At 71.4% G+C, this 21481-nt stretch carries 23 protein-coding genes; 12 read left to right on the top strand and 11 right to left on the bottom strand.

Features of this window, described 5'->3' with window-relative positions; genetic code table 11:
- Positions 1–27: 27 nt before the first annotated feature.
- The 4 genes from JMF97_RS11840 to JMF97_RS11825 all read right to left on the bottom strand — a co-directional run bounded on the left by JMF97_RS11840 (position 28) and on the right by JMF97_RS11825 (position 2684).
- Positions 28–720, bottom strand: a complete 693-nt coding sequence (locus tag JMF97_RS11840; protein WP_203221631.1) for an ABC transporter permease — start codon at positions 718–720, stop codon at positions 28–30.
- Positions 720–1535: an ATP-binding cassette domain-containing protein gene (locus tag JMF97_RS11835; RefSeq protein WP_203221630.1), complete on the bottom strand. Its 816-nt coding sequence runs from the start codon at positions 1533–1535 to the stop codon at positions 720–722. Before JMF97_RS11835 ends, JMF97_RS11840 begins: the two co-directional genes overlap by 1 nt.
- Positions 1532–1870 (bottom strand): PadR family transcriptional regulator, encoded by a 339-nt coding sequence (locus tag JMF97_RS11830; protein WP_126712662.1) that lies wholly within the window; start codon positions 1868–1870, stop codon positions 1532–1534. Before JMF97_RS11830 ends, JMF97_RS11835 begins: the two co-directional genes overlap by 4 nt.
- Before the next feature lie 94 nt (positions 1871–1964).
- Positions 1965–2684: a PP2C family protein-serine/threonine phosphatase gene (locus tag JMF97_RS11825; RefSeq protein WP_013730948.1), complete on the bottom strand. Its 720-nt coding sequence runs from the start codon at positions 2682–2684 to the stop codon at positions 1965–1967.
- A 62-nt stretch (positions 2685–2746) separates the two neighbouring features.
- Here JMF97_RS11825 and JMF97_RS11820 point away from each other — a divergent pair, with 62 nt between their 5' ends.
- On the top strand, positions 2747–3904 hold the full coding sequence (locus JMF97_RS11820; RefSeq protein WP_203221629.1) for a helix-turn-helix domain-containing protein: 1158 nt from the start codon (positions 2747–2749) through the stop codon (positions 3902–3904).
- Between the two features lie 166 nt (positions 3905–4070).
- Here the strand turns inward: JMF97_RS11820 and JMF97_RS11815 are convergent, their stop codons facing one another.
- Positions 4071–4658 (bottom strand): helix-turn-helix domain-containing protein, encoded by a 588-nt coding sequence (locus tag JMF97_RS11815; protein WP_307816881.1) that lies wholly within the window; start codon positions 4656–4658, stop codon positions 4071–4073.
- A 67-nt stretch (positions 4659–4725) separates the two neighbouring features.
- Here JMF97_RS11815 and JMF97_RS11810 point away from each other — a divergent pair, with 67 nt between their 5' ends.
- Positions 4726–5964, top strand: a complete 1239-nt coding sequence (locus JMF97_RS11810; protein ID WP_238359235.1) for a benzoate/H(+) symporter BenE family transporter — start codon at positions 4726–4728, stop codon at positions 5962–5964.
- Positions 5965–6048: 84 nt separating this feature from the next.
- On the opposite strand, the gene JMF97_RS11805 is transcribed toward JMF97_RS11810, so the two are convergent.
- The 4 genes from JMF97_RS11805 to JMF97_RS11790 all read right to left on the bottom strand — a co-directional run bounded on the left by JMF97_RS11805 (position 6049) and on the right by JMF97_RS11790 (position 8066).
- Complete coding sequence (locus JMF97_RS11805) at positions 6049–6423, bottom strand: hypothetical protein (RefSeq protein WP_013730952.1); 375 nt, start codon at positions 6421–6423, stop codon at positions 6049–6051.
- Between the two features lie 105 nt (positions 6424–6528).
- The gene (locus tag JMF97_RS11800) at positions 6529–6765 is read right to left on the bottom strand and encodes a hypothetical protein (protein ID WP_203221627.1); all 237 of its coding nucleotides are present in this window, start codon (positions 6763–6765) and stop codon (positions 6529–6531) included.
- Between the two features lie 83 nt (positions 6766–6848).
- Positions 6849–7310, bottom strand: coding sequence for a large conductance mechanosensitive channel protein MscL (gene mscL / locus JMF97_RS11795; RefSeq protein ID WP_203221626.1), 462 nt, complete (start codon positions 7308–7310; stop codon positions 6849–6851).
- Positions 7311–7349: 39 nt separating this feature from the next.
- The gene (locus tag JMF97_RS11790; protein ID WP_412101278.1) at positions 7350–8066 is read right to left on the bottom strand and encodes a FadR/GntR family transcriptional regulator; all 717 of its coding nucleotides are present in this window, start codon (positions 8064–8066) and stop codon (positions 7350–7352) included.
- A gap of 50 nt (positions 8067–8116) precedes the next feature.
- Between JMF97_RS11790 and JMF97_RS11785 the strand changes: the two genes are divergently transcribed.
- A complete protein-coding gene (locus JMF97_RS11785; protein ID WP_238359234.1) occupies positions 8117–9445 on the top strand; it encodes an MFS transporter in 1329 nt (442 codons plus the stop codon).
- A 10-nt stretch (positions 9446–9455) separates the two neighbouring features.
- On the opposite strand, the gene JMF97_RS11780 is transcribed toward JMF97_RS11785, so the two are convergent.
- Positions 9456–9812 carry an STAS domain-containing protein gene (locus JMF97_RS11780; protein ID WP_203221624.1) on the bottom strand — a complete coding sequence of 119 codons (357 nt, stop codon included), beginning with the start codon at positions 9810–9812 and terminating at the stop codon, positions 9456–9458.
- Positions 9813–9976: 164 nt separating this feature from the next.
- Between JMF97_RS11780 and JMF97_RS11775 the strand changes: the two genes are divergently transcribed.
- The 8 genes from JMF97_RS11775 to JMF97_RS11740 all read left to right on the top strand — a co-directional run bounded on the left by JMF97_RS11775 (position 9977) and on the right by JMF97_RS11740 (position 17622).
- Positions 9977–10837, top strand: a complete 861-nt coding sequence (locus JMF97_RS11775) for an STAS domain-containing protein (RefSeq protein ID WP_203221623.1) — start codon at positions 9977–9979, stop codon at positions 10835–10837.
- The gene (locus JMF97_RS11770; protein ID WP_203221622.1) at positions 10837–11247 is read left to right on the top strand and encodes an STAS domain-containing protein; all 411 of its coding nucleotides are present in this window, start codon (positions 10837–10839) and stop codon (positions 11245–11247) included. The genes JMF97_RS11775 and JMF97_RS11770 overlap by 1 nt, the downstream gene beginning before the upstream one ends.
- Entirely contained in the window at positions 11244–11663 is a 420-nt protein-coding gene (locus JMF97_RS11765) for an ATP-binding protein (protein WP_203221621.1), read from the top strand. The genes JMF97_RS11770 and JMF97_RS11765 overlap by 4 nt, the downstream gene beginning before the upstream one ends.
- Entirely contained in the window at positions 11651–12670 is a 1020-nt protein-coding gene (locus JMF97_RS11760; protein WP_203221620.1) for a SpoIIE family protein phosphatase, read from the top strand. Before JMF97_RS11765 ends, JMF97_RS11760 begins: the two co-directional genes overlap by 13 nt.
- The gene (locus JMF97_RS11755) at positions 12670–14019 is read left to right on the top strand and encodes a sensor histidine kinase (RefSeq protein WP_238359307.1); all 1350 of its coding nucleotides are present in this window, start codon (positions 12670–12672) and stop codon (positions 14017–14019) included. Before JMF97_RS11760 ends, JMF97_RS11755 begins: the two co-directional genes overlap by 1 nt.
- A gap of 1 nt (position 14020) precedes the next feature.
- The gene (locus JMF97_RS11750; RefSeq protein WP_203221619.1) at positions 14021–15559 is read left to right on the top strand and encodes a SpoIIE family protein phosphatase; all 1539 of its coding nucleotides are present in this window, start codon (positions 14021–14023) and stop codon (positions 15557–15559) included.
- A gap of 177 nt (positions 15560–15736) precedes the next feature.
- Entirely contained in the window at positions 15737–16120 is a 384-nt protein-coding gene (locus tag JMF97_RS11745; RefSeq protein WP_203221618.1) for an STAS domain-containing protein, read from the top strand.
- Between the two features lie 350 nt (positions 16121–16470).
- Positions 16471–17622, top strand: a complete 1152-nt coding sequence (locus JMF97_RS11740; protein ID WP_203221617.1) for a hypothetical protein — start codon at positions 16471–16473, stop codon at positions 17620–17622.
- 308 nt (positions 17623–17930) lie between these two features.
- Here JMF97_RS11740 and JMF97_RS11735 read toward each other — a convergent pair whose 3' ends face one another.
- The gene (locus JMF97_RS11735) at positions 17931–20027 is read right to left on the bottom strand and encodes a S9 family peptidase (RefSeq protein ID WP_203221616.1); all 2097 of its coding nucleotides are present in this window, start codon (positions 20025–20027) and stop codon (positions 17931–17933) included.
- A gap of 81 nt (positions 20028–20108) precedes the next feature.
- Between JMF97_RS11735 and JMF97_RS11730 the strand changes: the two genes are divergently transcribed.
- Entirely contained in the window at positions 20109–21455 is a 1347-nt protein-coding gene (locus JMF97_RS11730) for an FAD-binding oxidoreductase (protein WP_238359233.1), read from the top strand.
- Positions 21456–21481 lie beyond the last annotated feature (26 nt).

Genomic DNA, 21481 nt, shown 5'->3' with positions numbered 1-21481 from the left:
GGCGACAAATCTGCCCCCGGACGTCGCTCAGGTAAGCGGTACGTGGTGCAGATGCCGGCGACGCCGCAGCCGGACGCCGAACACACCCGCCACCGTCACGATCAGCAGCGTGGTGACCACGACGGCGTGCAGCAGACCCCGGGTCAGGTAGCCGCCGTCGGTGTGGTCCACCGCCCAGGTGGCGATCTCCCGGCTGGACCAGAACGGGGTCAGCTTCGACCCGGGACTGGCCGGATCGAGCAGCATCTGCATGGCCACGACGGTGAGCAGCAGCAGGGTGCCTTCCAGCTCGCGGGGGAGCAGGGCACCGATCAGCATGCCGAACGGCGCCGCCACGGCCACGCAGCAGAGCATCGCCACCGCGATCCCGGCGTACCGCAGGTTGTTCGCGTCGACAACGGTGAGCAGGAAGAACGGTACCGAGACGGCCAACCCGAGCAGCCACAGGCCGAGCATCCGACCGAGGTAGAGGTGGTGCGGGCGGTAGCCGGCGAGCCGCAGCCGAGGTTCCAGCTCGCGGGCGGCGCTGGTGGCGAAGAGCGCCGCCGTGCTCACCGCCCAGCTGATCCCCAGCAGCAGCGCGCGGATCGACTGCCCGACGTAGGAGTCCCGCCGGATCAGCCAGAAGACGAACGGCATCAACAGCAGAAGCAGCAGTACGCCCCGACGCCGGGCCAGTTCCCGCAACGTCATCTCGGCCACGGTGAGCATCGGCTTCATCAGTGGCCTCCCGGGTTGCCAGTGGTCAGATCGAGTACGACGTCGACCCGGTCGAGTTGGTTGAGCAGGTGGGTCACCACCACGATGGCCCGTCCCTCGTCGCGCAACCGGATCAACTGATCCCAGAGGTTGACGTAACTGCCCTGGTCGAAGCCCTGGTACGGCTCGTCGAGCAGCAGCACGTCCGGGGCGGCGAGGGTGGACATGGTCAGGTTCAGCTTCTGGCGCGTACCGCCGGAGAGGTGCCGGGCGAGCACGTCGCCCTGGGCGTCCCAGCCGAGCTGTCGGGCCGCCGCCCGGCCGGCGCGTCGGGCCGGTCCCCGGGCCACCCCCTGACCGGCGCCGACCAGCACGAAGTGCTCGTCGGGGAGCAGGAAGTCGGCGGTGCCGCCCTGCTGGGGGCAGAAGCCGAGGCGACCGGAGACGGTCACCGCACCGGCGTCCGGCGAGACCAGCCCGGCACAGATCCGCAGGAAGGTGCTCTTGCCGCAGCCGTTGGCACCGACCACGGCGGCGATCTGACCGGCCCGTACGGTCAGCGCCACGTCCCGCAGCACGGTGTGCCGGCCGTACCGCTTGGTGATGCCCCGGGCGTCCAGCCGTACCGGGCCGGGGCGCGGGCGGGGCGCGGTGCCGATGCTCTCCACGATCGTGGCCGCGTACGCCTGCGGCGGGCCGAAGACCAGCCACGGGTCGCCGCCGCCCTCGCGCAGGTGCGTGGCGGCCTCGGCGACCACGTGCCGGGCGGCGTCGTCCGCCACCCGACGCTGGTGCAACTCGGCCGCGAAGACCCGCAGCCACTCGTCGGCATTCACCCGTCGACCCCCTTCGTGACGATACCGTTCACCGGTGCCACGAACGCCAGCCAGGCGTTGCCGCCGTGGCGCAGCGCGGCCAGCCCGTCGTCGGTGAGCTGGTAGTACTTGCGCGCCGGGCCCGACTCGCCGGCCCGCCACTGCGCGGTGACCAGGCCGGTGCGTTGCAGCCGGAGCAGCACCGGGTAGAGCGTGCCGCCCTGGATCGGCCCGACGCCCGCGGCGTCGAGCGCCTGGGCGAGTTCGTAACCGTAGGACTCACCGTCGCGCAGCAGGGCGAGCACGCAGAGGTCGAGCACTCCCCGCAGCCACTGCCCGCGACGGTCGGAATCCACCCGCCGAACCCTAGTGGCGCTACCTAGATGGCACAACTACCTAGTTGAGCCCGCCGGCCGGGCCATGGAACCCGGCCGGTGACTGCGGTCGGCCTCAGTCGTCGACCACGTCGGAGATCACGACTGTGACGTTGTCGGGCGCGCCGGCCTGGTGGGCGAGCTTGACCAGTTGCTCGCCGCACTGGTGGCGGTCGGCGTGCAGCCCCAGGGTGGCCGCGATCGCGTCGTCGGTCACATAGTCGGAGAGCCCGTCGCTGCACAGCAGCAGCCGATCGCCCGCAGCGATCGTCAACATCCCCATCGTCGGCGGTGCGTCCGCGCCCTGCACCGCTCGGGTCACCAGGGACCGCTGCGGATGATGCCGGGCCTGGTCCCGCGTCAGCGCCCCCTGGTCGACAAGCGCCTGCACGAACGTGTCGTCGCGGGTCAACTGGGTCAGCCGACCGTCGCGGAGCAGGTAACAGCGGGAGTCGCCGACCTGGGCCAGCACCAGCGTGTTCCCGGCGAGCAGGGCCGCGGTCAGGGTCGTACCCATGCCGTCGCGGGCCGGGTCGGCGACGATCGCGGCATGGATGCGTTGGTTGGCCGTGCTCACCACCGCGCGCAACGCGTCGGCGGCGGCATCCGGGGCGGTGGGCGGGATCAGCTCGTCCAGGATCCGGATGACGATCTCGCTGGCCACCTCACCGGCAGGAAGCCCACCCATGCCGTCGGCCACCGCCACGAGGCGCTCGCCGGCGAGCGCGGAGTCCTCGTTGTTGGTCCGAACCAGGCCGATGTCGTTGAGGATGGCCGAGCGGAGGATCAGCGTCATGGGTCAAGCTTGCCAAGAAGACCTGTCCCGCGTCTCTACGCACTACTGCGTAGGGTTGAGGAATGTTGCCGGTGTCCATGGTCGGGCGCGCCGGTGAGCTCGCTGAGCTGGGCCGAGCGTGGTCCACCGTGGTGGACGGTCACCGCCGGTCGCCGGCTGTCGCGGTCGTCACCGGCGGCGCGGGCGTGGGCAAGAGCCTGCTGGTCGCCGCCGCCCTGGACGGCTTCACGCCCCGGCCCGACGTGGTGCTCAGCGGCACCGCCCGGGTGCACAGTCCCGCCCCGTACGACTGGTTGGCCGCCGTACTGAGCGGACGCGACACCAGCCGACTCGATCTTCCGGCCGACGCGCTGGCCTGGCTCGCTCAGCAGCCCACCGCGCCGCGTGAACGCTACGCCCCCGGCACCCTGCTCCGGCTCGCCGTACGGACCGTCCGGACGCTGGTCGGCACCGGCCCGGCCGTGCTCGTGGTCGAGGACCTGCACGCACTGGACCCGGCGAGCCTCAACCTCGTCGGCGAACTCGCCACCGCCGACGGACTGCCGGCCCTGCTGATGGTCGCGACCAGGCCCGCGGCACACGCGGTCGCACCCGCCCTCACCGGCCGCACCCTGGCCCGCCTCTGCGGGGTACGCGGCGTCGTGCGCCAGCATCTCGGCCCGTTGCGCCCCGCCGAGGTCGCCGAGGTACTGCACCAGGTGTACGCCGACTCGGCCGCCGACGCCCGGCTGGTGCACCGGGTCTGGCAGCACACCGCCGGCAACCCGTACGCCCTCACCGAACTGCTCGCCGCCCACGCCGACCCCGACACGCTCCTCACCCCGCCCGCCTCCTCCGCTGCCGCTCCCGCCGCTGCCGGTCCGGCGACTCTCGGTCCGGCGGCGACTCTCGGTCCGGCGGGTGCTGTTTCGACCGCTGGTGGTCCGGCCGTTCCTGGTTCGGCCGCTGCAGTTCCTGGTCCTCGGGTCGCTGCGGCGGCCGAGTTGACCGGTCGGGAGGTCGAGGTGCTCGACTGCCTGGTCGCCGGGATGTCCAACAAGCAGGTGGCCCGCGCCCTCGGCATCTCGGTCCGGACGGTCACGGTGCACGTGTCGAACCTGCTGCGCAAGACCGGTGCGGCCTCCCGTACCGAGGCGGCGCTCTGGGCCGTTCGCCAGCGACTCACCGCCACCCCACCAACCGCCGGACTCACCCCACCGACCGCCGTCGTCGACGGCTGAGCGCTGATCGACTCCGTTTCGCCGATACGGGGGTATCCCGCTGCTCCGGATCCCGCCGTTTCGGCGATACGGTGCGCGGCTGCTGCCGGCGCTCACTTCGGCGAGCGCGCGACATCCTCCCGGCGCAGGCGACGAACCCGCGAACCTGGCGGTCGGGCTGTGGCTGCTACTTCCGGGGGTAGCGCAGGAGGAGGCTGGCTGTCACTTCCTCGTCGCCGACGGCGGCGTACACGTGTGGGACGTCGGAGGCCCAGCGGAGGTGCCCGCCGGCGGCGGCGGTCAGCGGGGCGTCCACCGGGCCGGCGCGCAGCACGCCGGTGAAGACCGTGACATGTTCGGTGACTCCGGCCTGGTGTGCGGGGGAGAGCTGGCCCGGGCCGGGTGCGACCCGCATGCGGTACAGCTCGTAGGTGACGTCGGAGTCTTCGAACACCTCCAGCAGGGTGGCGCTGACCGCCGCCCCGCGTACGGTCGCCCCGCTCGCCGGTGCGGAGAGGACGGCGGTCAGCGGTACGCCGAGTTGGGCGGTGATCGCGTACAGCGTCTCCAGGGTGGGGTTGCGGGTGCCGTTCTCCAGTCCGGAGAGGGTCGCCTTGCCCACCCCGGCCTGCCGGGCCAGCGCGGACAGTGAGATTCCGCGGGCCTCGCGCAGGGCGCGGACCCGGCGTCCGATCGCCGCGGGATCGTCGTCGGCCGCGGCGGGTTGACCAGGGGTGTTGGCCGTCAGGGGGCCTGATGCTGGTGAGTACGGCACCCCGCTATCGTGCTACACAGCGCTGTTCCGTAAACGGAACGATTGAGGGTAGGGTATGGCGGGTCGCATGCAACCGGTGTTGGCGGGCGGGGTGGCCGCGCTGGTCGGGTTCGCCAGTTCGTTCGCCGTGGTCCTGGCCGGTCTGCGGGCCGTCGGGGCCACCGAGAGTCAGGCTGCCTCGGGGCTGCTCGTACTCTGTCTGGCTTCTGGCCTGTGCGCCGCCTGGCTGGGCCTGCGCCACCGGCTGCCGATGAGCGTGGCCTGGTCCACGCCGGGTGCGGCGCTGCTGGTGGCCACCGGGCCGATGCCCGGCGGCTGGCCGGCGGCGGTCGGCGCGTTCCTCGTCTCGGGGCTGCTGATCGTGGCCGCCGGACACTTCCCGGTGTTGGGCCGGGCCGTCGCGGCGATTCCCAAACCGATCGCCGGGGCGATGCTCGCCGGAGTACTGCTGCCACTGTGCACCGCGCCGGTCCGCGCGCTCGTCGAGGTGCCCCTGCTGGCTGCCCCGGTGCTGGTGTGCTGGCTGGTGCTGCACCGCTTCGCCCGCCCCTGGGCGGTGCCGGGGGCGCTGGTGGTGGCGGCCGGTGCGATCGCACTGACCACGTCGGGCGGCGGTGGCGGGGGACTGCGGCCGGTGATCGAGGTGACCGTGCCGCAGTGGAGCCTGCCGGCCATGATCGGATTGGCGCTGCCGCTGTTCCTGGTGACCATGGCTGCGCAGAACGTGCCCGGCACGGCCGTACTGGTCGGCTACGGCTATCGGCCGCCACTCGGCTCGGCGCTGCGGGCCACCGGGTTGGCCAGCCTCGTCGCCGCGCCGGCCGGTGGACATGCGGTGAACCTGGCCGCGATCACCGCCGCCCTCGCCGCCGGGCCGGACGCGCACCCCGACCCGAATCGCCGGTGGATCGCCTCGGTGACCAACGGTGCCGGGCTGGCCCTGCTCGGGCTGGGGGCCGGTGCGGTCACCACCCTGGTCGGCTGGGCCCCGCCGGTGCTGATCGAGGCGGTCGCCGGGCTGGCCCTGCTCGGTGCGCTGGCCACCGCCCTGACCTCGGCGCTGGCCGACCCCGACGCCCGGGAGGCGGCCGTCGTCACCCTGGTGGTCACCGCCTCCGGCGTATCCCTGGCCGGCATCGGCGGCGCATTCTGGGGACTGATCGCCGGCTGCCTGATGCTCCTGATCTTCCGCCGTCGCTCCACCACCCCGCCCACTCCCGCACCACCCACGCCGTCCGAGCCACCCACGCCGTCCGCGCCTCCCGCCCCGCGCCAGGAAAGCGTTGATCACGCGATCGACCGCTAGGGCCTTCGTCGAACCCTTGGCCGTCGACCGTTAAGGGCTTCGTCCGAAGCCCTTGGCCGTCGACCGCTAGGGCGCGGGTGGGGGTCACTCCTCGGCGGGGAGGTCGGCGGTCAGGGCGTCGAGGAGAACCTCGTGGTCGGTGACGCTGGCGATCTGGTCGGCGAGCACGTAGACGGCGCCGGTCGGTACCAGGTCGGTGGAGACCTTGAGATAACCGGTACGCAGCAGCCGGGCGGCCAGGTCGGCGGGGACGTCCGGCTCCTCGGGGGTCGCGGACTCGATCAACTCGTCCAGACTGCCGCCCGGATCGGCGGTCGGCGTCTGCACCGTCACCGCGTTCGGATCACCACGCTGCACAAGATCGACGGTCCCCACGTCCCGCCCGGCAACATCCACCACCCGCATCCCCGTGGTCACCCGCGAGACAATCCCCCGCTGATCGATCCCCTGCTGCTCCATCCCCACCCCCTTCCCCCTCCCCCACCCCCCTAAACCCCACCCCCGACCATGTTGATCAAGAAGTTTGCGTCGGCGCTGGGCCCGATCGAGACGCAAACTTCTTGATCAACGCGGTGGGTGGGGGCGGGGGGAGAGTTCGCGCCAGGGGTCGGTGGGGTGGAGCAGGGCGCGGATGGTTTCCTCGGCGTCGTCGAGGGTGTCGTACTCGTAGAAGCGGGAGACTCCCTCGGCGCCGCCGGCTCGTTGTTCGACGTACCACCGGTCGGCATCCGTGCGGAGGAAGACGTCTCGTCGGGCCAGGCGCCCCCACTTCCCGTTCCACCAGTGCTTTCGCTGCTCCATGGCGCGGACTCTATCGAACATGTGTTCGACTCGGAGTGGCCCCTGGCAGGAATCCCGCCAGGGGTGATGTGCGGATGCCGGGTTCAGCGACCGGTGGGCGGTTCCTCCCGCGAACCGAGGACGTCGTCCAGGGCGCTGCGCTGCTGGGCCGGCGTGGTGCGGCCGGCGGCGACCAGGGCGTCGCGGATCTCGGTGAGCAGCTTGACCTCCTCGCTCGGCGCGGCGGGCGGCGGCTCCTCACCCCGCTTGCGGCGCTCGGCGAGCTTGTTCATCGGGAAGACGACCAGGAAGTACAGCGCCGCCGCGGTGAGCAGGAACGTGATCAGCGCGTTGACGAAGACTCCCCAGGTGACCGGGTTGTTTTCCCCTAGTTCGAACTGGGCGCCCTCGCTGGCCGGGCCCTTGCCGATCAGGTTGATGACCGGCTGGAGGAACGAACTGGTGAAGGCTGTGACCAGTCCGGTGAACGCGGCACCGATGACGACACCGACCGCGAGGTCGACGACGTTGCCGCGCATGATGAAGTCTTTGAAGCCCTTGAGCATCCGTACTCCCGAGAGGTCCCGTGTTCGTCAGGGGCCAACCTATGCCCCGGGGTCGGGCTCCAGAAAGGCGGCGGCCTCCCGGGCGGCGAGATCCGGGTCACCAGCCCGGATCGCGGCCACCAGGCGGGCGTGGTCGACATGCCGGTCCGGGGTCAGGGCACCGCCCATCGCCTGGGTGACGGTGCGGCGCATGACGGCGCCGATGGAGGCGTACAGCTCGGCGAGCATGCCGTTGTGCGCCGCCGCGACCACCGCCGTGTGCAGCGCCGCGTCGGCTTCGACGAACTCGGCGACCCGGCCGCCGCGCCAGGCCGCCTCGCGGGCGGCGAGCGCGTCGTCGAGGGCGGCCAGGTCCGCAGGGGTACGCCGACGAGCGGCCAACCGTGCCGCCTCCACCTCGAAGGCGCGGCGTACCTCGATCACCTCGGCCATCCGGTCGTCGGTCAGCCGACGGGCCACCACCGGCGCGAGTTCGTCGGTGGAGATGACGTACGTCCCGGAGCCCTGCCGGCATTCCAGCACCCCGGCGTGCGCGAGGGCCCGGACCGCCTCGCGCACCGTGTTGCGCCCGACGCCGAGCGCCTCGACCAGTTGTGGTTCGGTCGGGATCCGGCTGCCCACCGGCCACTCGCCGGCCAGGATGCACTGGCGCAGCTGGGTGATCGTCTCCTGGATCCGCTGCCCGCGGGGCGGTGCGGCGGGGATGCCCAGCTTCGCCAACTGCGGTGCCGGGGCGGAATCAACTGCCGGTGGCACTGGTTACAACCTCTCGCCCGAATTCATCCCATGATTGTAGGTTCGAGGTCATGCCCTCGTCGCCCGCTGGCACCCCCGCTGTCCCGACGTCCACCGCCGCCGGGTCGACGACCGCCGACGGGCCATCCACGGCAGACACTTCGATCACCCAGGGTGCCGAGGTCGTACCCGTGACAAGCGAACCGACCGCGCCTCGCGCCCACGGTGGCCTGCTGGTGCTGGTCGGGATGCTGCTGGTGGCGCTCAACCTGCGGGCCGCCGTCACCAGCCTCGGCGCCCTGCTCGACGAGGTACGCGTCGGCCTGGCGCTCTCCGGCACGATGGCCGGCTTCGTCACCACCCTGCCCACCATCGCGTTCGCCGGTCTCGGGGCGGCCACGCCGTGGCTGGTGCGCCGGCTGTCCACGGCCCGTCTGCTGGTGCTGGGGATGCTGGCACTCGCCGTCGGTCAGGTGCTGCGGGCGGTCACCGGGTCCGCCGTGGTGTTCCTGCTGACCAGCGCGCTCGCGCTGGCCGGGATCGCGGTGGCGAACATCATGATGCCGATGCTGGTCAAGCAGTACTTCCCGCACCGCACCGGGCTGGTCACCGGGGCGTACTCGATGGCGTTGGTCGCGGGCACGACGGTGGCTGCGGCGGCTGCGGTGCCGGTGGCGCACGCCTTCGGCTCCTGGCGGGCGGGGTTGGGCGTCTGGGCGGGGCTCGCGCTGGTCGCCGTACTCCCGTGGTTGCCGGCGGCGCTGCGCAGTCGCGGCACCGACGCGCGGCGGGCGACCCGCGACGGTGTGGCCCGCGTGATCATCCGGCCCGCTCGTACCCGGCTCGGCTGGGCGATGGCGGTCTACTTCGGCGCGCAGTCGCTCAGCGGGTACGCGATCATGGGCTGGTTGGCCCAACTCTTCCGGGACGCGGGTTTCCGTCCGCAGGACGCCGGGCTGCTGCTCGCCGCGGTGACCGCGCTCGGGGTGCCGATCGCGCTGCTGATGCCGACGCTGGCCGGTCGGCTGAAGAACCTGCGGCTGCTGGTGTTCGCGCTGACCGCCGCTTCGACGCTGGCCTACCTGGGCCTGGCCCTCGCACCCCGGGACGCGGCGGTGCTGTGGGTGCTGCTGCTGGCCCTGGGCCAGGGAGCCTTCCCTCTGATCCTGACCACCATCGGCCTGCGGGCCCGCACCGCCGACGGGACTGTCGCGTTGTCGGCCTTCGCGCAGAGCGCGGGATATGTGATCGCGGCGCTGGGACCGCTGCTGGTGGGGATCCTCTACGAGAGCACCGGAGGCTGGACGGCGCCGATCGGTTTCCTGCTGCTCGCCCTCGCGGTGCAGACGGGTGCGGGCATGGTGATCGCCCGCCCTCGCTACATCGAGGACGAGCGCTGAGGGGCTGGAATCAGGAGGAGGCCGGGGTGGGCTCGCCCGCCACCGCCTGGTCGACGGTGGGATAGGTGTGCAGCACCTCCACCAGGCCGCTCACTTCCAGGATGCGCAGCACCCCGCGTTGCGGTGCGGCCAGGCGCACCACTCCGCCGGCCTCGTCGCAGCTGTTCTTGGCGCGGACGAACACCGACAGGCCGGTGGAGTCGCAGAACGAAACCTCCGACAGGTCGAAGACGAGCCGGCTGCGGCCCTTGTCGAGCAGGTCGGTGATCTGGTCCTGCAACTGGGGCGCGGTGGCCATGTCCAGTTCGCCCGCGACCGCCACTACGACCACGTCACCGCGCTGTTCCGTGTGCACCGTCAAGGACATTCGCCAGACCTCCTGTTTATCGGTGGAACGTTATCCCACCGAAGCCCCGGTACGCAGAACGGGCACGAGATCGAGTGGCTGCCGCCATTCGCTTGCCGTGGGGCAAGTAACTTTCGGGTGCTCGGTGATAGAGTCCGGCCGGTCCAGGTCGAGGGGGTTATGTCATGGCGCTGAGCGCTGACGAAAGCAGCCGGCTGGCCGGTCTGCTGACCAGTCATGTCGATCAGGTCACGCAACGGTGGACCGAGGTCGTCGCCGGACAGTTGCGGGGCCGGCTCAGCCAGGCCGAGCTGCGCCAGCAGGTGCAGGAGCTGCACCGGGCCCTGGTCGACGCGCTCGGCAAGGGGCTCACCGACCTGGCTGCCGAGGAGGCGACCGAGCTGCGCGCAGTCCTAGCGGAGGTGTCCCGGGGGCAGGCCCGCCAGGGCTTCTCCGCCGCCGAGACCGCCACCGGTGTGTTCGCCCTCAAGGACGCCCTGCTGAGCGTGATGGAGGCCGACCAGAGCGCCGGGACGCTGCGCGACTACGTCGCCTTCGGCACGCTTGTCGACCAGATGGGCCTGTTCACCTTCGAGAGCTACGTGCGCACCCGGGAGAGCCTGATCGCCGACCAGGCCGAGCAGCTGCTGGAGCTGTCCACCCCGGTGGTCAAGCTCTGGGAGGGCGTGGTGGCGGTGCCGCTGGTCGGCACCCTGGACTCGGCCCGCGCCCAGGTGGTCATGGAGCGGCTGCTGCAGACCCTTGTCGACACCGGCTCGCCGTACGCGATCATCGACATCACCGGCGTGCCGGCGGTGGACACCCAGGTCGCCCAGCACATCCTGAAGACCGTGGTGGCGGCCCGGCTGATGGGTGCCGACTGCATCATCTCCGGCATCCGGCCGCAGATCGCCCAGACCATCGTCGCGCTCGGCATCGAGTTCGGTGACATCGCCACCAAGGCCAGCCTCGCCGACGCGCTGCGACACGTGCTGCGGCTCACCGGCGTCGAGACCGGCCGCCGCCAGCCGCGCCGGGAGGCCTGATGGAGCGGGTGCCGATTCTCAAGATCGGCGACATTCTGCTGGTCTCCATCCAGGTCGACATGTCCGACCAGACAGCCGTCGCGCTCCAGGAGGACCTGGCCGAGCGGATCGTCGCCACCGGCTGCCACGGTGTGATCATCGACATCACCGCCCTGGACATCGTCGACTCCTTCGTCGGGCGGATGCTGTCCACCATCGCCTCGATCTCCCGGGTGCTCGACGCGGAGACGGTGGTGGTCGGGATGCGTCCGGCGGTCGCCATCACACTGGTCGAGCTGGGGTTGTCGCTCAACGGCATCCGTACCGCGCTGAACGTCGAGCGGGGGATGGAACTCATCGCCGCCGACCGCGACCAGGAGTACGACGAGTTCGACCACAGCTCGGACGCTGAGCCGACGGCGTCGCCGTGACCAGCGGAGTCGACCTGAGCCGACCGCAGGCGCAGACGGTCGGCAGCGACGAAGACGTGGTACGCGTGCGCCAACTGGTGCGTACGGTGGCGGTGGCGGTCAAGCTGTCCCTGGTCGACCAGACCAAGGTGGTCACCGCGGCCAGCGAACTCGCCCGCAACACCCTGGTCTACGGCGGCGGGGGCACCGTCGAGGTGACCGCAGTGGACAATGGCCGCCGCCCCGGCATCACCATCGTCTTCGCCGACTCCGGGCCCGGCATCGCCGACCTGGAGCTGGCGCTGACCGACGGGTACACCACCGGCGGCGGCCTCGGCCTCGGCCTCAGCGGTGCCCGACGGTTGGTCGACGAGTTCGACATCCAGACCGCCCCCGGTCAGGGCACCCGGATCACGATCACCAAGTGGTCCCGTTGACGGCCGAGCCGGTCACCGACCGGGGCACCTGGTTCCGGGTGGAGACCGGCAGTCCCGGCAGCGCCCTGCGGCGGGCCGCCGAACGGTTGGGCGAGCAGCTGGGCCTGCCCGACAGCCGGATCGCCGACCTGGCCATCGTCGCGGCGGAGCTGACCAGCAACCTGATCAAGCACGCCGAGGACGGGTTGCTGCTGCTTCGACCCGTACGCCGCGAGTTGGACGCCGGTGTGGAACTGGTCGCGATCGACTCCGGGCCGGGCATGATCGATCTCGTCGACTCCGCCCGCGACGGCCACTCGACCACCGGCACGCTCGGCATCGGCCTGGGCGCGATCGTCCGGCAGGCCAGCTGGTTCGACGCGTACTCGCAGCCGGGTCGAGGAACGGTCATCGCCGTGCAGGTGTTCGCCGACGCGGAAACCGCACGACCCTGGGTGGGCGGAGTCATCCGGCCGCTGACCGGGGAGACGATCAGCGGGGACGGGTACGCCTGGCGGAGCATCGGCGAGCGCCGTCAGGTGCTGGTCACCGATGGCCTGGGGCACGGGCCGCTGGCCGCCGCCGCCACCGATGCCGCGCTCGCCGCCTTCCGGGCCGCCCCGGCGGCCGCCCCCGCCGAGGTGGTCAGCCACCTGCACCGGGCGTTGTCGCACACCCGAGGCGCGGCGCTCGCCGTGGCCGAGCCGGACCCGGCGGCCGGGTTGCTGCGGTACGCCGGGCTCGGCAACATCAGCGGCGTGGTGGCCACCGGGGATGGCCGGCGGCGAGGGCTGGTCTCGCTGCCCGGTATCGCCGGGCACCAACGCCCGACGATCCGGCAGTACGACTACCCGTTCGACGCCGACAGCCTGCTGATCATGCACAGTGACGGGGTGGTCGATCGCTGGCGGCTCGCCGACTATCCCGGCCTGACCGGGCGGTCGCCGCTGGTGGTGGCCGCCACGCTGTTACGTGACGCGGGCATCCGCCGCGACGACGCCGGCGTACTGGTGGCGAGGCCCTGGTGATGGAGCACGAACCGCTGTTGCAGATGGCGTTGCGGGTGGAGCAGGACATCTTCGTGGTCCGCCAGCGGGGCCGGGAGGTTGCCGCCGCGGTCGGCCTGGAACGTCAGGACCAGGTCCGGATCGCCACCGCCCTGAGCGAGGTGGCCCGGGATCTGCTGCGCGGCGTCGGCGGCGCCGACGTGCTGTTCGCCATCACCGCAGCTCCGGACGGCCGGCAACACCTGCGAGTCGACCTCGTTCCGGTCAGCCCGCTGCCCGACCGGCGGTACGAGCCGCAGTCCGGTGCGGTGGCACGCCTGGTGGACACGTTAAGCGTGGTGGCCGCAGCGGGGGATACGGTCGTGAGGATGTCGCGACGTATCCCGGTCACCGCGCAGGCGCTGACGCCACAGCGTGTCGAGCAACTGCGTGCCCAGCTCGGGCAGAGCGTGCCGGGCACCGCGGAGGAGGAACTCGCCACCCAGAACTCGCAACTGATCGCCGCCCTCGACGAGGTACGCAGCCAACGTGACGAACTGGCGCGGCTCAACGAGGAACTGGAGCAGACCAACCGAGGCGTGCTGGCGCTCTATCATCAGCTCACCGACGAGTTGGAGGAGACCAACCGGGGTGTGGTGGCGCTGTACGCCGAGTTGGACGAGAAGTCGGTGCAGCTGCGCTCGGCGAGCGAGTCGAAGAGCCGCTTCCTGGCCAACGTCAGCCACGAGTTGCGGGCACCGGTGACCGCGATCATCGGGTTGGCCCGGTTGCTCACCGACGCCGCGTCCGACCCGCTCACTCTTGAGCAGGAACGCCAGGTGGGCCTCATCCGATCCTCGGCCTCGGATCTGCTCTCGCTGGTCAACGAGTTGCTGGACCTGGCCAAGGCGGAGTCGGGCCGACTCGAACCGAACTGGGCCGAAGTGGACCTGCGTGCCCTCTTCGGTCAGCTGCGCGGCACCCTGCGGGCCCTGCACAGCGTCCCCGACGTGAGGCTGGTGGTGGAGGAACCGCCCTCGCCCGCCACCATCCGTACCGACGAGATGTTGCTCGCCCAGGTGTTGCGCAACCTGCTGCACAACGGTCTGAAGTTCACCACCCGGGGCGAGGTGCGGCTGCGCGCCGAGCGGTCCGGCGACAGCTGGAAGCTCGTCGTGACCGACACCGGCGCCGGCATCCCGGCCGAGTTCCACGAGCGGGTCTTCGAGGAGTTCTACCAGGTGCCGGGGCCGTCCCGGGCTGGTGGCACCGGCCTCGGACTGCCGTACGCCCGGCGGCTGGCCACTCTGCTCGGTGGCACGCTCGAACTGTCCAGTGAGCCGGGTCGGGGCAGCACCTTCACCGTCTCGCTGCCGGCGAACGGTACGTGACGTGGAAACCCCGCCGACCGTTCTGGTGGTCGACGACAGCCGGACCAAGCGCTACCTGCTGGTGAACTGGCTGACGCGGGCCGGGTTCACCGTGATCGAGGCCGAGAGCGGCAGCGAGGCCCTGCGTCAGGTCGAGGTGGATCCCGTCGACCTGGTCGTTCTCGACGTACGGCTGCCGGACCTGAGCGGGTTCGAGGTCTGCGAGCGGATCAAGTCGACCCATCCCGCGCTGCCGGTGATCCACGTGTCGGCACACGCCATCGACACGACCGACCGCGCACAGGGCCTGACCCGGGGCGCGGACGCGTACCTGGCGGAGCCGATCGATCCGGAGGAGCTGATCGCCACCGCCCACGCGGTGCTCCGCTACTACCAGGCGCGGCAACGTGCCGAGCTGCTCGCCGAACGCCTCACCGGGTTGGCGGACACCACAGTCGCGGTGCACGCCGCGCCGAACTTCGACCAACTGCTGGAACTGGCGGCGGCCGGGACCGCGGAGATCTTCAAGAGTCCCGCCGCGGTGATCGCCGAAACCTTCGACGGGGAATGCCTGGCCGGGGTCTGCGCCGGGCCGGGTGCCCCGAGCCGCGTCGTGCCGTGGGTCGTCGACGACAGCGACACCCCGATCGGCGCCACCGTCCGGGTGGAACAACCAGCCGCCTGGGCGTTGGTGGAGTGGCCACCGGACGACACGGTGACGGTGGCCGCCGGCCGGCTGCGGGACGACCGGGCGCCGCTCTACGTCGTGGTGCCCACCGCGACGCAGACCGCCCAGACACCGGTGCTGCGCCAGTTGGCGCAGGCGGTGGCGTCCGCGGTCGAGGCGCAACGCTCCTTCGACGAGGAGCATCGCATCGCGGTGACCCTGCAACGCAGCCTGCTCCCGCAACGCATCCCGCAGATCGCCGGGCTCGATCTGGCCGTCCGCTACGAGCCGGCCAGCGCCCGTACCGAGATCGGTGGCGACTTCTACGAGCTGGTGATGCTCAACGGTCACCTGCTGCTGGCGATCGGCGATGTGGCGGGCCACTCGCTGCACGCCGCGACGGTGATGGCCGAGCTGCGTCACGCGCTGCGGGCGTACGCGGTGGAGGGCCACCAGCCGGGAGAGATCCTGCACCGGGTCAACGAGCTGATGCGTACGCTGCTGCCCACCGAACTGGCCACCATCTGCGTACTGCTGCTCGACCCGGCCACCGGGCAGGTCCGGCTGGCCAGCGCCGGTCACCTGCCCCCGTTGATCAGCATGGACGGCAAGACCGAGTACGTGCAGCACTCCGCACCACTGCTCGGGGTACGGGCACCGCGCCCCGCCGACCTGGAGTTCGTGCTGCCACCCGGGGCGACGATCGTCTTCTACACCGACGGTCTCATCGAGCGGCGTGACGTCAACATCGACGAGGGACTGGGCGCGCTGGCGGCGAGCGCCGTGCGGGTCGATGCCGACCTCGACCGGTTCTGTCAGCGGCTGCTCGACGAACTCGCCCCCGACGAGATCCAGGACGACGTCGCCGTGGTGGCCCTGCGCCGGCACTGCTGAGCGGCGGGAACTGGCCGCGACGGCCAGGCGCGGGTAGCGTTGCGGCTGGTGTCCTAAACACCACGTCGAGGTCGGCACTGTCGTGCTTCAGCTCTGTCCTCCCCGGCCCCGGATTGACGGTGGCAACCTCTCCGGCTCTCTGAACGCCCTTCGCCAGGGCAGGGACCGAGTCTTCCCATGGACGAACTGCTGCGCTTCGAGCATTACGACGTACGGCCCGGCACCCGGTACGTGACTATGACAGGTGAGGCCGACCTGTCCACGATCACGCACCTTCAGCATGACCTCGGACGCCTGCTGGCGCCCCGATGGGTCACGCACCTGACGCTCAATCTGAAGGGTCTGCGGTTCCTCGACTGCGCCGCACTGGCCGTCCTGCTGAGGATCAGGCAGACGGCCATGGTGCGCGGACAGCGGATGACCGTCACCGCCGCCCAGGGCGGACCGGCGCGGGTCATCGCGCTCAGCGGTAGCGGGCACCTGCTCGACAGCCACTTCGGCACAGTCCAGATCCGCGGTGCCGGCCGACCTGCTGGCCGCGACCTCGTCGCCTTCGCCTGACCGTCGATCTCGTACGCCCTCGCTGATCTCCATCAGCTTCATCCAGCGGCGTCACCACGACCAACAACCCGAGCGAGAGTACGCCGGCCAGCGGCACACTGGTCAGCAGGTAGGCCAGGGCTCGCCACGGCCAACTGGTCAGCGGATATCGGCGATGGCGCAGAGCCTGGGCGAGGTGGGTCGCTGGTACCGATGTCATGCCGACGACGCTATTGAACGAACTGTCCCGACCCCAGCCGACTGAACCCACCTTCCGGGGTATGCCCAGCCCTACCTGCCTGCCGCGCCGGGAGTCCGATGGCGTGAACCGCTCGGCATGTCGGCCCGTTGGTGACGGCATGTGGACAAAGATGTCGGAGCTGCCCCCAGAAGCGTCCCCCGGATTGCGCGCCGCGCAACGCGCCCTGGACAGGGATCTCCGGCTCGCGCTGGAAAACGCCCGCGCGAACAACGGGTCTGAGCGTGGTCCGGCCGACAACACGCCGTCGCTGAGTGAGAAACAGATCAAGGATGCCCGTGACGTCGCTGCAAGCCTGGTCAACGGTCACCTGAAGGACGGCCCGTTAGGCTGGCCGCGCGTTGCCGTGCACCGGTTTCTGCGCATGTTGCGCTTGCTGCGAATGTTGCGCTACTTCGGGATCAGCGAGTCTGCGCCGAAACCCCGACCGGCCGCTGCCGCAGAGCACGCCGGCGCTGGGGAGCAAGCGGGTGCCGGGCAGCAAGCGGGTGCCGGGCAGCAGGACCGGCAGGCGTCGGGTGAACGTGCGCCGGGGTCCGATCCCAGTGAGCCGACGCGCGAATCTCAGCAAGCCGCGGCGAACCAACCAGGCGATGAAGCGCAGAGCTCCCAGCCATCCGGTGACGACGAGTCGCCGCCTGCGCCGAGTGAGTCAGCACCGGAACCCCGGGAACCCATCACCGAAGCGCAGGTTGAAAGCTGGAAAGCGACCCTCAACGAGGAAGGGGAGCACCTGCTCAAGCACGAGAAGGAGCGCCTGGAACGGGCCATCGCCGTCGCGTACCTCATCTCCAACGATCCTCACCTGCAGAAACTCTACGAGGACCCGGGGCAGATGCAGGATGTCGCGAACATGGTCGCGCTGGCCGACTGGGTCGCCGACCGGTACGACATGGGCCCGCGCGCCGACGAAGAACACAAGGCCACCCGCGGCGCGTCCGCGAGCGCACGAACGGCACCCGTCCATACGTACGGCGACGACCAACCCGTGGTGAGTTCGCCGACGATGCCTGCGCTGACGTATGCCGACGACGGTCTGGCGGTGAGCCCGCCGGGGACGCCTGCTCGGACGTCCGCTGCGGGACAGCACGTGGCGGCGCGAGACGCGCGGCCAGAGCGGGTGCCGCCCGGTAATCCCCGCGCCGCTAGCCTCACCAGCTTGCACAGCCCGAAGCGGCCAGCGGGAAGCCCGCCCCCGCGACCGGCGGCTCCCGACTCCTCCCGGCCGGACCACACGGCAGGTCAGGGCAGAGGTCGCAGGTGACCTTCGCCCACCCGCCAAGGTCACGCTCGATCCCGGATCGAGTGGTTGAGCGCGCGAGCGAGGCAACTCGATCCGGGATCGAGCGTGATCATGGACCGCTGAGCAGGCCATGCGGCGGTGCAGCCCCAGGAAGGTGGCGGCGCAGGCTCGGGAAGGGCTGGGCAGGCCCAGGAAGGTGGCGCCGCAGGCCCCGGGAGGGGGTGGTGGCGCAGGCCCGGGAGGGTGATGAGCAGGCCTGGGAGGGGGGCGGTGCGGCGCCGGCAGCGGGTGAGCAGCCGGCGCCGCGGAAGAGGGGACGACAGGGCCGGTCAGGCGCGGCCGAAGCGGTCCAGGATCCAGGCGTTGATGAAGGCTTCCTCGCGCCAGGAGTCGTACCGTCCACTGGGGCCGCCGTGGCCGGCCTCCATCTCGGTCTTGAGCAGGTAGTCGCCCTGTGGTGCGACGGCCCGCAGCCGGGCGATCCACTTGGCCGGCTCGTGGTAGAGCACCCGCGTGTCGTTGAGGCTGGTCATCGCGAGGATCGCCGGGTAGTCCAGCGGCGCGACGTTCTCGTACGGGGTGTACGACTTCATGTAGGCGTACACCTCGGGGTCTGCGAGGGGGTTGCCCCACTCCTCCCATTCGGTCACCGTCAGTGGCAGGGACGGGTCGAGGATGGTGTTGAGCGCGTCCACGAACGGCACCTGCGCGACGATGCCGGTGAAGGCGTCGGGGGCGAGGTTGGCGACCGCGCCCATCAGCAGGCCGCCGGCCGAGCCGCCGCGCGCGACCAGCCGGTCGGGGGCCGTCCAGCCGGCCTTGGCCAGGTGGCGGGCGCAGGCGACGAAGTCGGTGAAGGTGTTCTTCTTGGCCAGCATCTTGCCGTGGTCGTACCAGCGGCGGCCCAGTTCACCGCCGCCCCGGATGTGCGCCACCGCGAAGATCACCCCACGGTCCAACAGGGACAGTCGGCCGACGGAGAACCACGGGTCCATGCTGGCCTCGTACGACCCGTAGCCGTAGATGACGCAGGGGGCCGAGCCGTCGCGGGGCGTACCCCGGCGGTAGACCAGCGAGATCGGCACCCGGGTGCCGTCGTCGGCCAGCGCCCACTCCCGCTGCTGCTCGTAGTCCTCCGGCTGGTACGGCTGACCGTCCGGGCCGGGCAGCACGGGCCGGCGGCGCAGCAGCGTCAGTTCCTGGGTCGCCAGGTCGTAGTCGTACACCGAGTCGGGGATGATCAACGAGGTGTAGCGCAGCCGGAGCCGGTCCGTGCGGTACTCGGGATTGCCGTCTAGGCCGACGGTGTGCAGCGGCTCCGGGAACTCGATGTCGTGAGCGTCCCCGCCGTCGAGCGGCACCACCCGCAGGCCGGTCAGGCCGTTGCTGCGCAGCGTGACGACCAGGTGGTCGGCGAAGGCGTCCACCGCCTCCAGCCGGGTGCCGGGGGAGTGGTCGATCATCGGCACCCAGTCGCCCGGGGCGTCCGCCGAGGTGTACGCGAGGGCGAAGTCCTCGGCGCCGTCGTTGTGCAGGATCAGGAACCGGTGCCCGTGGTGCTCCACCGAGTACTCGACGCCCTGCCGGCGGGGTGCGATCACCGCGGGTTCGCCGGTCGGGTTGTCGGCGGGGATGACCCGTACCTCGCTGGTGAGCTTGCTGGCGATGTCGATCAGGATGAACCGCTCCGACCGGGTCAGCTCGACCCCGACCCAGAAGCGTTCGTCGTCCTCGGCGTGCACCACCACGTCGTCGGCGGCGGCGGTGCCGATCACGTGACGCCAGACCCGGTGCGGGCGCCACGCCTCGTCCACCGTCACGTAGAACAGCACGGAGGCGTCGGTCGACCAGGCCGTGCCGTAGAAGGTGCCCGGGATCTCGTCGGGCAGCAGCTCACCGCTGACCAGATCCTTGATCCGCAGGGTGAACCGTTCGTCGCCGGAGAAGTCCGTCGAGTAGGCGAGAAAACGCCCGTCGGGGCTGACGTCGAAGGCGCCCAGGGCGAAGAAGTCGTGCCCCTCGGCGAGCAGGTTGCCGTCGAGCAGGATCTCCTCGCCGTCCAGCGGAGCGCCGTCGGCGCTGATCGGGGGCGTGGTCTCGCCGTCGCGTACGGCCCGCCGACAGTGCACGCCGTACTGCCGGCCCTCGACCGTACGGGTGTAGTACCAGTACCCGCCCTTGCGGGTCGGTACCGACAGGTCGGACTCCTGGGTGCGTCGACGGATCTCCTCGAACAACTCGGTCCGCAGCCCGGACAGGTGGGCTGTGCGCCGTTCGGTCCAGGCGTTCTCGGCGTCGAGGTAGGCGATGGTCTCCGGATCGTCCTTCGCGGCCAGCCAGGCGTACTCGTCGACGACGATGTCGTCGTGGTGGACGCGTTCGGTGGGTACCCGCTTCGCCACGGGTGCGGGGGTCTCGGTGGTCACGGCGTCACGTTACCGGCACTGCTCGGCTCCCGTCGGTAGCAAGTACCTACCGAATCGTTCGAACACATGTACGATCGCGACATGGTGCCAGCACGTTCCACCGGCACGTCCGGTGCCCTCGACATCACCCGCCGACTGATCGAGATCTGTGGCCCGCGCTTCGCCCGGTTCGCCGGCCCCGCCGACGAGGTGGCCGGGCGGCCGGCCCGCTGGGTGGCGGTTCCCGGCGGTGCCGACGCGGCGGCCCGGGTGCTCCGGTTGGCCGCACGGCACGACCTGAGCGTGGTCCCGCGCGGGGCCGGCACGAAAATCGACTGGGGTGCCCCGCCCGAGCGGGTCGACATCATGCTCGACACCGGGCGACTGGCCGGCATCGGGCATCGGCCGCCCGGTCAGGGTGCCGCCGAGGTCGGCGCCGGCACGCCACTGCGGGCGGTGCAGGCCACCCTGGAACGCACCAGCCAGCGGCTCGCGGTGGACGCACCCTCGCCCGGCGCCACCATCGGTGGTGTGCTCGCCGCCGACGAGGCGGGTCCGCTGCGGCACCGGCACGGCACCGCCTGTGACCAGCTCGTCAGCCTGCGTTATCTGGCCGCCGACGGGGAGTTGACCGAGGCCGACGGCGGTGCCGCCGGGCTGGCCCAGGCCCGGCTGTTGTGCGGCTCGGAGGGGGCGCTCGGTGTGCTGGTCAGCGCCACCCTGCGCGTGCAGGCCATGCCGGCCTGCCGGGTCTGGGTGACCCGACCGGTCTGGACGCCGCTGGAGGTGCACGACCTGATCCGCGCGGTGCTCGCCGCCCGCCTCGACCCGGCCGCGATCGAACTGGACCTGCCGGTCGGCGGAAAGGACCGGATGCCGTGGGATGCGCGGGCGGCCGCGATGGCCCGTCATCCGTCCATGACCGGGCGGTCACCGGCCAGCCCGGCCGGTGCCGGTTCGCTCGTGGTGTTGTTGGAGGGCGGCCCTTCCGACGTGGCGGAGCGCAGCGACCGGCTGGTGTCGCTGCTCGGTGCCCGCGCGACGGTGGCCAGATCGGCGCCGCCCTGGTGGCGCAGTTATCCCTTCGCCCCCGGCGACACCGCGCTGAGGCTGGAGGTGCCGATCACCGACCTGCACGCGGCGGTGTACGCGCTGCGCGACGCGGCCGGGTCGCCGGTTCCGGTGCGTGGCTCAGCCGGCCTGGGCGTGGTGCACGCCGCCCTGCCCGGCTCGCTCGCGCCCGACCGGGTGGCGGCGATCCTGGCCGCCGTCCGCAGCGTGCTGCTGGCCCGGCAGGGCCGATGCGTGGTGCTCTCCGCGCCACCGGCCGTCCGGCGGGCCGTCGATCTCTGGGGTGAGCTGGTCGGCATGGCCCGCCTCCGCGCGGTCAAGCAGCACCTCGACCCGGGCCACCGACTCGCTCCCGGCCGACTCCCCGGCGGCCTCTGACAGCGGTCGGCCTGCGTCAGCCGCGG

The sequence above is a fragment of the Micromonospora fiedleri genome (genome assembly GCF_016774385.1).
In the GTDB taxonomy this organism is placed as follows: domain Bacteria; phylum Actinomycetota; class Actinomycetes; order Mycobacteriales; family Micromonosporaceae; genus Micromonospora; species Micromonospora gifhornensis.
This window is presented reverse-complemented; position numbering and strand designations above follow the sequence as displayed.